This window comes from Pseudoalteromonas sp. SG45-1, from assembly GCF_014164135.1.
GTDB classification, from domain to species: Bacteria; Pseudomonadota; Gammaproteobacteria; order Enterobacterales; family Alteromonadaceae; genus Pseudoalteromonas; species Pseudoalteromonas distincta.
Genome location: NZ_JACJEP010000005.1, coordinates 207,652 through 220,725 on the forward strand (window position 1 = coordinate 207,652; position 13,074 = coordinate 220,725).

The following is a 13,074-nucleotide window of genomic DNA, read 5'->3' on the forward strand; positions in this document are numbered from 1 at the left end:
AGCAGCTGCTCTTGAAGGTATTCAGTTTTAAGCGTTAAGCCCGAATGGGTCGTCAATACTATAACTTGGTTGTGTAAACCAATGAGGGCCGTTGTCGGTCATGTAAAAATGATCCTCTAAGCGTACGCCAAATTCATCGGGTATAACTAACATTGGTTCGTTACTAAAGCACATGCCTGGGGCAAGTGGGGTTTTATCACCGCCAACTAAGTATGGCCATTCATGAATGTCTAGCCCAATGCCGTGGCCCGTTCGATGCGGGCAACCCGGTGTTTGGTACTGCGGGCCTAGCCCTTGCGCTGCTAAATAGTTACGTGCGCCCGCGTCAACGTCTTCGCAGGTGGCACCGATTTTAGCTGCATTAAACGCGGCCATTTGCGCTGCTTTTTCATGATCCCAAAACATCCGTTGGCGCATTGTTGGTTCGCCAAATACATAGGTACGGGTTATATCTGATAAGTAATCGTGTACTTTACAGCCAGTATCAATTAGTACCATATCGCCTTTTTTAAGTATTTGGGCATCTTTAACACCGTGCGGGAAAGACGTTGCAACACCAAATAAAACAATACAAAAATAGTTACCTGGTGCACCTACTTTTTGGTGTGCTTGCTTAATAAAAGCTTCTACTTCGGTGGTGGTTATTCCCTCATAAAGCATGCTTGCTGTGGCTTGATGTACGGCTAAGGTCATGTCCATCGCGCGTTGCATTAAGCTAAGCTCATGAACTGACTTATGCATACGGCAATGCGCCGTTACAGGTTGGGCGTTTATGAGGTTTAAACCCGTTTGTGCTTTATTAATGCCGTCGAATATAAAAAATTGTGCGCTTTCATCAATGCCAATAGTTGCGTTTTGATTAATGTTTAACTTTTTTAATACTTCGACAAAAAGTGCATAAGGATTTTCGTGCTCTTGCCACCCATGAATAGGCCCATCTATTACTTTAAACCCGTTTAGTGAACCAATTTCGAAATAAGGCGCAATGTATTGTACTTCACCAAGGGCGGGTAATATCGCGCCAACCATACGTTCGCTCGCGTACCATTTCATGCCTGTAAAGTAGGTAAGGTTGGTGCCAGCGTTTAAATAAATTGCATCTATGTTGTTTGCTAGCATATACGCTTGAGCCTTGGCTATGCGCTCTAAATGTTCGTCAGCTGCGATAGGGGTCAGCGTTTGCGTCATGTTACTTAGGCTTGCCAGCGCTTGCTCGCTTGATTGTGTACCAATACCGATGGTGGTCATATTTTTCTCCTTGGATTTTTAGCTAGTGTGATTAATACCAAGGTAAAATTCAATGTTATGCGATAAGAGGCTATTAGTTTATAGCCTCTTAAAATGGCATATTATTTTTTAGCGTAAGGTAAACGCGTGAGTTTATTACTTGTGTGGTAGCTATCAAGCCCGGTTACTGCCACCGTTTCAATAGCCTGTAAATCTAAAAAGCCATCACTTTGAAGTGCTACTTCATCTAAATACACATCAGTGATTTCACCTATTACAAGCTCTGTGCCATTGATGGCTAAATGTTGGTTTTCTACAAATTTAACCGAGTACTTTAAGCGGCTTTCTTTAACAAAAGGCGCTGCAAAGTCATTTAAATATTCGGGCGTTAAACCTGTCGCCGCAAATTCCGACTCGCCTTTGTCGTAGCGGGCTGATGTTTGATGAGCTTGCTTATAAATAGCTTTATTAACCTGGTTAATGGTGTAACTACCGGTTTCGATTATGTTTTCGAACGTATGTCGAGGCACGCTATTTGGGCGCATTATCATGCCAACTAGCGGCGGGTGAGCCCCTAAATGAATAACAGAGCTAACAATGGCGAGATTAGTATTGCCTTGTGGGTCTTGCGTGCCAATTAAGTTGGCGCTTTTAAAACCCGAAAGCGAATTAATTAAATGAGTACGAGTGTGTTTTTCAAGTGCGTTTATGCGCTCTTTAGTAAAATGCATTAAAGGTCCTTACCACGGTATGGTTTCGCCTTGCCAATCTAAGTAGGCAGGCTCACCATTGAGTTCTAAATGAGGGTTATTAAAAGTAAGTGTAAAAAGCTGCTTAGCTACAAATTCAGCTGTAAAGAGTTTTCCAGCGGGTACGTTTTTTTGAAATGGCTTTGAAAGCGCAGTATCAGTAGTCCCTGGGTGAAATAAAACGAGCTTGGTATTTTTAGCTCGGCGTGAAAGCTCAATCGCTGCGGTTTTAAATAGCATGTTAAGAGCTGCCTTAGAGGCGCGATACGTATACCAACCGCCTAATTTATTGTCGTTAATGCTGCCCACACGCGCACTGAGTGCTGTAATAGTACACTGCGTTTTATGTGTTAAGAGCGGCAAAATACTCTGCAAGCAAAGTAGGGGAGTTAGGGTGTTTGAATTGAGAAGTTGGCTAAAATATTCAGCGTCTAAATCCTCCAGCTTTTTTTCGGGCAGATGGGTTTCGTTGTGCAGTGTACCATTGAATATAATAACTTGTTGTATATCGGCATTTTGCTCTTTTAGGTAATTAGTAACGCGCGCTAAACTTTGTTTTGTGTAGTCAGTATACAGGTGGACAACACTAGAGTCAGATTCAATACTTTTTGAACTAATACAAACAATCTGATGAGTAGGCGTGTTTATTTGCAAATGTTCTATATATGCATTTGCTATGGCACTGCTTGCGCCGAATAAAACAATGGTTTTCATTTATCACCTTTTGCTTTTAGTCCACATTGGCCGTTACTGCACTGAGTATTTGGCATTAAAAAGCGACTGATGGGGTGCCTATACTTAGCAAATAACAGGTATCCGCAGTCAGCGAAAAAGCGAATTATTGGCAAGCGAAAAATTTTCAACCAGCTGTGTTTGCCCACTATTTTCCATGCTTCGTACGTTACATCAAGCCCGTAAATCATTTCACCTGATTGCTTTTGGGCTTGCAGGTAGTTCATTGCTTTGTCTTTATCAATATACGAGTAGCGTTCACTAAAGTCGCTCGCGTTAAGATCTTCAAGCGTAATTAGATTTTTAGAGTCTGCGTGTTTTAGTTGCTGCATTTCGGTGCTGCAAAGAGGGCAGTTTCCATCGTAAAAAATGATCATGTAATTGCTTTGTGATTATTTTATATATACTTTTTTACGACAAGACATTGCAAATGGATCTATTAAATATCTCTTCATGATGATATTAATAGTGTCCTACGAAACAAAGGAGAATGAGAAATGAGTGAACAATATGCCGCCTTGCGAGGTAATGTAAATTTACTTGGGCAATTACTAGGACAAACTATTAAGGATGCTCAAGGCCAAGCTATTTTAGATAAAGTAGAAGAAATTCGGGCTTTATCTAAATCATCTCGCAGTGGTAATGAAGACGACAGACAAGCGCTAATAGACGTTTTACATGCGCTTAGTGATGAAGAGCTTTTGCCGGTTGCCCGTTCATTTAATCATTTTTTAAACCTTGCTAATGTAGCAGAACAATTTCATACCGTTTCGCGTTTTAATGACGTTGGCCTTGGTCAACAAAACCCTCTCACTCAAACATTAAAAACGTTAGTTACAAAAGCAGAACAAGGCCAGCTAGATAGTAATCATTTGGCCGAAACACTCTCAAAACTCCACATAAACTTAGTATTAACCGCCCACCCAACCGAGGTGACGCGCCGTACTATTATTAACAAACATGTTGAACTAAGTGATTGCTTAGCGTCATTAGAGCGAAAAGATAACTTACCGCTAGAACGAGACGCTATTTTAAATCGTATTGAACAGCTTATTAGCCAGGCTTGGCATACCGACGACATTCGTCGCTCTCGCCCAACGCCAGTTGATGAAGCTAAATGGGGTTATGCGGTAATCGAAAACAGTCTTTGGCACGCTGTTCCGCGCTTTTTACGTGAATTTTCAGCCAATGTTAAAGAGCAATTAAGTTTAGAGCTACCAAAAGATTACAGCCCGATTGAGTTCACATCTTGGATGGGTGGAGACCGTGATGGAAATCCATTTGTAACATCGCAGGTTACAGCAGAGGTGCTTGACCACGGTCGTTGGATGGCGCTTAACTTATATATTCAAGATTTAAAAACGTTATGCGCTGAATTATCTATGTCAGACGCCAGTGATGAGCTTATTGAGTTGGCAGGTCAAGACTTTGAACCATACAGAGCGGTGATCAAAAAGCTTAAAAACCAAGTTGCAGAGACCGTGGCTCACCTGGGCGCTAAAATTAAAAATAAGCGTAGCGATTCACAAGATTTAATTACCGATATTAATCAGCTTAAGCACCCTGTAGAGGTCTGCTACCGCTCGTTATTAAAGTGTAATATGAAAGTAGTTGCTGATGGATTATTGCTTGATTTACTGTACCGTATTAATAGCTTTGGCTTGCGTTTAGCTAAACTCGATGTGCGCCAAGACTCGTCTCGTCACAGCGATGTTTTTTCTGAGCTGACTCGTTATTTAGGTTTAGGCGACTACAACCAATGGCAAGAGCAAGATAAACAAGCTTTTTTACTTACTGAACTTAACTCTCGCAGACCGCTTATTCCAAAACATTGGCAACCAAGCCCTGATGTTCAAGAAGTGCTAGACACCTTTGACGTTATTGCTAAGCAAGACGAACAAACATTTGGCTTGTATATTATTTCGATGGCGCGAACAGCATCAGACATTTTAGCAGTACAATTATTGCTAAAAGAAAGCGGCTGTAGCTTTGATTTACCAGTAGCACCCTTGTTTGAAACACTCGACGATTTAAACGCAGGCAGTGATGTAATTACTACATTACTTGATAATGTTTGGTATCGCGGGCACATTAAAAACACCCAAAATGTAATGATTGGTTACTCTGATTCTGCTAAAGATGCCGGCATGATGGCAGCAGGTTGGGCGCAGTACGAAGCTATGGATAAACTAGTACAACTTGCTGATGAGCGTGGTATTGAACTTATTTTATTCCATGGACGTGGTGGCACAGTAGGGCGTGGTGGGGCACCTGCTGCACAAGCTCTGCATTCACAACCGCCAGGTTCGTTAAAAGGTGGTTTGCGTGTAACCGAGCAAGGCGAGATGATCCGCTTTAAATTTGGTTTACCCGATGTAGCACTGCAAAGCTTAAATATTTACGCAGGTGCAGTACTACAAAGTAACTTATTACCGCCGCCGGAACCAAAACCTCAGTGGCGCGAAGTAATGAAGCTAATAAGTGAGGAGTCGTGTGAACACTACCGTAATGTAGTTCGCCACGATGAAAACTTTGTACCTTACTTCAGAATGGCAACGCCTGAGCTTGAACTGTCTAAGTTGCCGCTTGGCTCGCGTCCTGCAAAACGTAATCCTAATGGTGGCGTTGAAAGCCTGCGTGCTATTCCATGGATTTTTGCGTGGAGCCAAAACCGTTTAATGCTTCCTGCATGGTTAGGTGCGTTAACTGGCTTAAAAGCTGCGCTTAATAAGTACGGCGCAGAAACACTCAACGAAATGAGCCTACAGTGGCCATTCTTTAGATCGCGCCTAGAAATGCTAGAAATGGTATTTAGTAAAGCCGATTGCTGGTTGAGTGAGCATTACGATAATGCGCTGGTGGAAGATATGTACAAACCATTGGGTGTAACACTTCGTAAAGAGCTTCAAGAAGCGATTAGCTTGGTGCAATCACTTAGCCCACAAAAAAGCCTACTCGCCGAACAACCTTGGATTAAGGAGTCGATTAGTTTACGTAATCCGTACACCGATCCACTTAACCTATTACAGGTTGAGCTTTTACGCCGTGCTCGCTCAGAGGAAAAACGAAACGAAGGTGACATTGATAATGCGTTAATGATCACGATGACAGGTATAGCTGCAGGTATGCGTAATACCGGCTAACACTTTATTTTGTTAGGTATACCTATTGGTATTAAAAGGGAGCACGCGATGTGCTCCCTTTTTTTGCGTTAAATAGGCTGGTATTTAACACCCTAACCTTTTAAACTACTTAGCCATTGAATAATTAAAAAATATTATGGCTTCAGCAACTTTTACTGTACAGCAAGATACAGCACTTACAAATTCGCACTTCACATTAAGCGTAGCGCAAACAGCGTCATTACGTAGTCAATTAAAATCACAACGTGGCATATTAAATTCTAATAATATTAAAGCGTTATGCGCGCAACTCAATGTGTCTGATGATGTATTACTACAAGGTTTAGTACCTTTAGCTTCTGAGTATGCCGTTGCGCCAGTGTCAGATTTTCATGTAGGCGCAATTGTTAAAGCGCTTGATGAAAAGGGTGAGTTAAACTTTTACTTTGGTGCGAATGTAGAGTTTGATCATCAAGCATTGAGTTTAGTGGTTCATGCAGAGCAATCGGCTATAAATAACGCATGGTTAAACGGCGCTAAAAAAATAGTTAAAATTGCGATTAGCGATGCGCCTTGTGGGTATTGTCGCCAGTTTATGAACGAACTCGCTGATGCGAAAGAGTTTGATATTTTACTTCCTGATCAGCAATTTAAACTTGCTGAATTACTGCCGCATTCATTTGGACCTACCGATTTAGGTAACGAATTTAGCTTGTTTAACCCAAAACCACAGCAAGGTAATTTTAGCTTTGATGGCCTTGATGAAACCCTTGCGCGTTTTGCACTTAATGCGTACGTGCCTTACAGCCAAAACTTTAGCGCCGTAAAAATAAGTACATTTAGTGATGGTGATTTTTACGGAAGTTACGCCGAAAATGCAGCTTACAGTCCAAGTTTATCGCCACTACAAAGTGCACTAAGTCAGTTCTTTTTAGCTGGGCTTAGCTTTAACGAAAGTACGGTGAAGGGAATAACATTGCTCGAAACAGCGGGTCGTGAAAACCAGTCGCAAGTGGCAAAAGCTGTACTTGCCAGTTTTACGCATTTACCAGCACTTAAAGTAATTAGCGCACCACTTAAATAGTGGCTTGCATACAATAAAGCACAGCCGGAGCTGTGCTTTATTAAAGCGAGCCATTCTATCGAATTAACTCACTCACTGACTGCTATAACCTGTATTAATCAAGTAATACTTTAGCTGCTTCTAATACTACTGCTACAGATTTACGCTCAATTTCACCGTGGTCTACATTTGGTATTTCTTGGCGAGTACGATTAACAAGTACGCCTGCTACACATGCTGCTTGTAATCCAAGGGCTGCACACATAGTAAATAATGTTGCCGATTCCATTTCGTAGTTCATCACGCCCAATTTTTGCCACTCTTCGCAGCTACCTTGTAGTGATTTAGGAACGTAACCAGAGTGCGTATCGTAACGCTCTTGCCCTGGGTAGAATGTATCGCTTGATGCAGTAATACCAATATGAAAATCGATATTTAGGTTTTTACATGCTTGTACCATAGCTTGTGTTGCATAAAAGTCAGATACAGCAGGGTAGCTAAGTGGTGCAAAATGTTGGCTTGCACCGTCTAAACGTACAGACGCTTGGCTAATTAAAATTTCGCCTTCGTTAATGTGTGGCTGAATTGCACCGGTTGTACCAATACGTAAAAATTTACGCACGCCAAGTTGTGCTAATTCTTCTACTGCAATCGACGTAGATGGACCACCAATACCTGTAGAACATACAACCACAGAGTGGCCGTTTAATTGACCTAAATAAACATGAAACTCGCGAGTTTGAGCAAGGCAGGTTGGGTTGTCTAGGAATTGTGAAATACGTGCTGCACGATCTGGATCGCCCGGTACAATCGCAAGTTTTGCACCTTTAAGATCGTCAATACATAGTCCTAAGTGAAATACCTTTTCCATAGCTAAGCCTTTTATAATAATTTGTTGTCAATCTAGCATGATTGCTAGAAACGTTTATCAAGTACAGGACGATTGTCCGTTTTATCTTAACTCTTCCAATAAAGCCTTAATAATTTTAAGGGCTAATTTGATTTATTCACCAACTATGAATATTCACTCAAGTACTTATATACGTAGCCTTGTTGCGCTGTTGACATGTTCAAGCAGACATAATAAGTATCACTCAAGCGCGTAACTACGATTAAATGAATGATTACAAATTTTCATTAATATCAAATAAATTCAATGGTTTAATCTTGTAGTGTAGACGTAAAAACTAACGTGTTTACTTATATTAAGCACTGACTTATTTAGCAAAGTGGCATTTATTTGAAGTTTAGGCATTTTTAGTGATTTTGCATAACTAATCAAAAGTAATTAGCTACGTACAGAATAAAAACCGAAGGAGTTTATTATGAGCACACAATTTGAAGCATTTAAAAACAAAGTTGAGCACTGTTTGTGCGCACCGGGCGATGGCGTATACACAGTAAATACTGCAAAAGAGCGCAAAGCCGCGCTGCGTAATAAACTTTACGGACAAACTGAAAACGTTGATAATTTGTGGCGCGAGTCTTTAAACGAATTACCAAACTCACCACATAAAGCCGTTATGTTAGGTATTAGTTCAGACTGTGGCGGTGGGATATTACGCGGCGCAAACTGGGGGCCACTGTTTGTACGCTCAGCATTAATTGATCAGCAACCGCAGTGTCATTCGTTTGATTTGGGTGATGTACGTGTGATCCCACATTTACTTCATGACAAATACCTAAATGATGCAACCATTTCTAATTGCCAAAAAGCCTTATATGGTGATGAAGATAACGACTATTACGTAAGCCCGTTATCAATCACTGAAGATGTGTGCGACAGTTTTTACGCAACGTTTAAAGATAAAGGATTATTTGGTATTGGTGGCGATCACTCAATTAGTTACCCACTTACTAAAGCGTACTTAAAAGCAAAACGTGAGCAAGGTAAGCGCACGGCTATTATTCACTTTGACGCGCATACCGATTTACTTGTGGAGCGCTTAGGTATTGATTTATGTTTTGGCTCGTGGTGTACACATATACTAGAGTTTTTACCGGCGCCGCATCATTTAATACAATTTGGTATTCGCTCAAGTGGCAAGCCTAAAGCGCATTGGGAAAATACTTTTGGTGTTAAACAGCACTGGGCACATGAAATCATTGAACGCGGCGCAGCAGCGGTTGCTGCCGACGCTATTGCACAGTTAAAAGCCGATAACGTTGATGAAATATACGTAAGCTTTGATATTGATGCACTTGATGCAGAGTTTGCATCTGCCACAGGTACGCCAGAGCATCACGGTTTAACGCCTCAGCATGCGCTTGATATTTTATCAGCCATTGCGGATGAGTTTCCTATTACGGGTGCAGATATTATGGAGATAGCGCCATTTACCGACAGCTCTTTAGTTGGCCAATCAAGCTCAGAAACGACACTTAGAGAAGGCGCTAAAATTTCAGCCTTTTTAATTAGTGCAATGAACAAGTAAGCTGTAGAAGCTATAAATACTAGCACTATCAGCGTATAAGTGTGCATCACATGACTAAAAACTAGCAGTTCATAAAGCCTCAGCTATATTTATTAAATACATATAATGAGTTAGTTGAGGCCTCGCTAGATGAAATTGTTGATCTTTTTATTGTTCATTAGCTGTATTAAAGTTGATGCAGCTGAAATTACAATAGTAACGGAAGTATTTCCGGACTTTCAGTATATTAATGAAGATAACAAACTCGTTGGCCGCTCTGTCGAAAAAGTTCATAAAGCGCTAGAAGGTACAGGTATAAACTACACTATGTTGGCGCATAGTTGGGCCATAACCTACAATGCAGCGCTACGCGATAAAAACACCTGTATATTTTCGATTGTTCGATTACCTAATAGAGAAAGTAAGTTTAACTGGGTAGGCGAACTGGAAAGCTTTGACTCTGCCATTTATGGTCTAAAATCCAGAGGTATAAAGTTAAACACCCTCAATGATGCTAAAAAATACAAAATAGCAGTACTGCGTGATAACTTTAGTCATCATTATTTGCTTGAAAGGGGCTTTAGTGAAAGCAAGCATTTATTACTCATCGATAGCCTAGATAAAATAGATAAACTCATAAGCACTCGTCACCATATACTTGATTTTGTTATCCTCAACAAAAAGCAATTTAACTATCGAGTTAAAACAGAGCCTAAGCTTGAGTTACTAGAACCATTACTTGATTTAAACACAACTCAGTCTCCGTTATTTTTTGCCTGTAATATAAATATGGATCCGGCTTTAGTTTCTCAATTAAAAGTTGCCTTTAATAAAATTTAAGCACTTTAAACTCACTGTTTTACCTCTTAAATAATTGAAAATTAATAGCTTAAATATATTTCGTAAATATAAATTGCTGCGTTTAAAAAACCGATTATAATCCAGCTGCTTTTTGTTTAAAAAAGCGCTAACTTATTGGAGCGTTAAATGGGTGATTTAATCGGGATTAGCTTATTGATCTTGATCAGTGCGTTGTTTGCTATGTCAGAAATAGCAATTGCAGCGTCGCGTAAAATAAAACTGCGGGTAATGGCAGATGAAGGAAATATAAAAGCAGCAGCGGTATTAAAGCTACAAGAAAATCCAGGGGCTTTTTTTGCCATGATCCAAATTGCACTCAACGCGATTGCGATTTTGGGTGGTATTGTGGGCGAGCAGGCTTTATCGCCTTATGTTGAAAGTGTTTTAGTGCTTTTTTATCAAGGTGCACACTTAGAAAAAATTAGCTTTTTATTCTCATTTTTTACTATTACATCTCTGTTTATCTTGTTCGCCGATTTAATGCCAAAACGTTTAGCGATGATCATGCCAGAAGCTGTCGCTGTTAGAGTCGTTACAATAATGCGCTGGGTAACCTTTGCCTTAACTCCGCTAGTGATGTTTTTTAATGGGGTAACTAACTTTGTGCTGCGCTTATTTAAAGTGCCCGCTGAGCGAGAAGACAACGTTACAACTGAGGACATTGTTGCCATGATGGAAGCGGGTGCTGCATATGGTAGTTTGCAAAAGCAAGAGTATGAACTCATTGGTAATGTGTTTGACCTAGAAGCGCGGTTTTTATCAAGCGTAATGACGCCACGCGACCAAATTGTCTATTTTGATTTAAACGAATCTAGCCATGATATTGCGACCAAAATTATTGACCACCCTCATAATCACTTTTTAGTAGTGTCAGGAAATTTAGATAAATTACATGGCTCTGTTGAATCTAAAGATATTTTACGACAAGTACTAAAAGGCGAAGCCGCCAATATAAACGATGAGCTGATTGATAAAGATGTTTTTTACTTACCGGAAACATTAAGCCTATCAGAAGCCTTAAATGCGTTTAAAAGCGCAGCAAAGCCATTTGCTGTTGTCGTAAACGAATACGCGCTTTCGGTAGGTATTGTAACGGTTAAAGACTTAATGAAAGGGTTTATGGGGGATTTAATTACTCATCAAGGTGATGAATTAATTATAGAGCGCGATAAAAATTCATGGCTTGTAGATGGGTTAACTCCAATTACCGATTTAGCAAAGGTACTTGATATAGAAGAATTTCCTGATCAGATGCACTATGAAACTGTCGCTGGATTTTTAATTTACAGTATGAAGCGAATCCCTAAACGTGCAGAGCATTTAACTTTTTCAGGCTTTAAGTTTGAAGTTGTTGATGTAGAGGGCATTAGGGTAGAGCAGTTGTTAGTTTCAAGAGTTATTAATCCACAGAACGACAACCCCCTTTAAAAAAGTAAGATAGTCGTTTATATAAATAGCCAAGCTGTTTTTGCTTGGCTTTTTTGTGCCTATTTAAAAGTTCTGTGCTTAAAATGAGTGGTTATTTCAATCTGTTTAATTGCTTTATTTTCAAACAGCTTTGATTCTATTTTCAAACAGCTTTGATTCTATTTTCATCAAATTAACATTAAATGCTACCTAAGGCGTATATTGTATTCAATAGTGTAAGTTTGTGTAAATTTCTCCTTATTAAGATTCATTATCAGCGCATTTTAATTTAGAATGATCGTTCACTCTAAACTAAAAGGTATTTAACATGCAGCGTTCCCGCATCGCTTTATTTGTATTATCAGCCCTCGTCGGTTCTGTTGCTTTAACTGGTTGTGATCAGGCTGCTGAGCAGTCACAAGCTTCAGCTCCTAAAGCTGTCCCAGTGGGTGTAATTACAGTAAAAAGCCAAGCGCTTACTCTCAAAAAAGAACTTCCTGGTCGCATTAGTGCATTTCAAATTGCTGAAATTCGTCCACAAGTAAGTGGTATTGTACAATCTCGTTTATTTGTTGAAGGTAATGAGGTTAAACAAGGCCAAGCACTGTATCAAATAGACCCTGCTACATTTGAAGCAGACTTAGCAGCAAGTGAAGCAAGCGTAGCGCGCGCAGAGGCAAGCATTGCCAGCTCTAAATCAAAAGCATCGCGTTATAAAGAGCTTTTAAAAATTAAAGCCGTGAGCCAACAAGATTTTGATGAAGCAGATGCTGCATATAAGCAAGCTAATGCTGAATTATTAACAGCTAAAGCGCAGTTAAAATCAGCGCAAATTAATCTCGATTACAGCCACGTCTCTTCTCCTATTAGTGGTCAAATTAGTAAATCAAGCGTAACAGTGGGTGCACTTGTAAGTGCCAATCAAAGTACAGCACTTGCTACAGTAACTCAGTTAGATCCAATTTATATCGATTTAACACAATCAAGTAATGAGCTTACCCAGCTTAAAAAAGCATTATCATCAGGTACTCTAACTGTCGATTCGGCTAGTCAAACTGACGTTGAACTTATTATGGAAGATGGCTCTATTTATCCTCATAAAGGCACATTACAGTTTTCTGAAGTGACCGTTGATCCAAGTACTGGCTCAGTAACACTGCGTGCTAAATTTTCAAACCCAGAAAAATTATTACTGCCTGGCATGTATGCCCGAGCTTCTATTGTGGAAGGTGTTAAGGCGGGTGCTATTTTAGCTCCGCAACGTGGCGTTAGCCGTAATTCAAAAGGCGAACCAACAGCAATGGTTGTCAGTAAAGACAACACAGTAGAAAACCGCGTATTAAAAGTAGATAGAACTATTGGTTCTGATTGGCTTGTTACTGATGGCCTAAGTGATGGCGATAAGTTAATAGTTGAAGGTTTACAAAAAATCCGCCCTGGTGCACCTGTGAACCCATCTGAAATTCAATCGTCTGCTAAAGCCGATCAAGCTCAATAAC

At 40.2% G+C, this 13,074-nt stretch carries 11 protein-coding genes; 6 read left to right on the forward strand and 5 right to left on the reverse strand.

All coding sequences use genetic code 11. The annotated features are described in order from the left end of the window. Nucleotides 1-27 precede the first annotated feature (27 nt). The 4 genes from H5117_RS06995 to H5117_RS07010 form a co-directional block, all read right to left on the reverse strand. Complete coding sequence (locus H5117_RS06995) at nt 28-1,248, reverse strand: Xaa-Pro peptidase family protein (RefSeq protein WP_182736861.1); 1,221 nt, start codon at nt 1,246-1,248, stop codon at nt 28-30. A gap of 101 nt (nt 1,249-1,349) precedes the next feature. Continuing rightward, nucleotides 1,350-1,958 carry a flavin reductase family protein gene (locus H5117_RS07000; protein WP_182724030.1) on the reverse strand — a complete coding sequence of 203 codons (609 nt, stop codon included), beginning with the start codon at nt 1,956-1,958 and terminating at the stop codon, nt 1,350-1,352. 9 nt (nt 1,959-1,967) lie between these two features. After that, complete coding sequence (locus H5117_RS07005; protein WP_182736864.1) at nt 1,968-2,690, reverse strand: SDR family NAD(P)-dependent oxidoreductase; 723 nt, start codon at nt 2,688-2,690, stop codon at nt 1,968-1,970. Continuing rightward, nucleotides 2,687-3,085: a thiol-disulfide oxidoreductase DCC family protein gene (locus tag H5117_RS07010; protein ID WP_024594554.1), complete on the reverse strand. Its 399-nt coding sequence runs from the start codon at nt 3,083-3,085 to the stop codon at nt 2,687-2,689. The genes H5117_RS07005 and H5117_RS07010 overlap by 4 nt, the downstream gene beginning before the upstream one ends. A 120-nt stretch (nt 3,086-3,205) precedes the next feature. Between H5117_RS07010 and ppc the strand changes: the two genes are divergently transcribed. Together ppc and cdd are read left to right on the forward strand one after the other, a co-directional pair. Then, entirely contained in the window at nt 3,206-5,851 is a 2,646-nt protein-coding gene (ppc, locus tag H5117_RS07015) for a phosphoenolpyruvate carboxylase (protein WP_002959021.1), read from the forward strand. A 136-nt stretch (nt 5,852-5,987) separates the two neighbouring features. Next, nucleotides 5,988-6,914 (forward strand): cytidine deaminase, encoded by a 927-nt coding sequence (cdd, locus tag H5117_RS07020; protein ID WP_182736866.1) that lies wholly within the window; start codon nt 5,988-5,990, stop codon nt 6,912-6,914. A 94-nt stretch (nt 6,915-7,008) separates the two neighbouring features. Here cdd and udp read toward each other — a convergent pair whose 3' ends face one another. Further along, nucleotides 7,009-7,764, reverse strand: coding sequence for a uridine phosphorylase (gene udp, locus H5117_RS07025; protein ID WP_007582384.1), 756 nt, complete (start codon nt 7,762-7,764; stop codon nt 7,009-7,011). A 454-nt stretch (nt 7,765-8,218) separates the two neighbouring features. Between udp and H5117_RS07030 the strand changes: the two genes are divergently transcribed. The 4 genes from H5117_RS07030 (at nt 8,219) to H5117_RS07045 (ending at nt 13,073) form a co-directional block, all read left to right on the forward strand. After that, nucleotides 8,219-9,328 carry an arginase family protein gene (locus H5117_RS07030; protein ID WP_182733300.1) on the forward strand — a complete coding sequence of 370 codons (1,110 nt, stop codon included), beginning with the start codon at nt 8,219-8,221 and terminating at the stop codon, nt 9,326-9,328. Between the two features lie 129 nt (nt 9,329-9,457). Then, nucleotides 9,458-10,147 carry a transporter substrate-binding domain-containing protein gene (locus H5117_RS07035; RefSeq protein WP_182736868.1) on the forward strand — a complete coding sequence of 230 codons (690 nt, stop codon included), beginning with the start codon at nt 9,458-9,460 and terminating at the stop codon, nt 10,145-10,147. Nucleotides 10,148-10,294: 147 nt separating this feature from the next. Continuing rightward, nucleotides 10,295-11,596 (forward strand): hemolysin family protein, encoded by a 1,302-nt coding sequence (locus H5117_RS07040; RefSeq protein ID WP_002959027.1) that lies wholly within the window; start codon nt 10,295-10,297, stop codon nt 11,594-11,596. 307 nt (nt 11,597-11,903) lie between these two features. Beyond that, on the forward strand, nt 11,904-13,073 hold the full coding sequence (locus tag H5117_RS07045) for an efflux RND transporter periplasmic adaptor subunit (protein WP_182736871.1): 1,170 nt from the start codon (nt 11,904-11,906) through the stop codon (nt 13,071-13,073). Nucleotide 13,074: the final 1 nt, after the last annotated feature.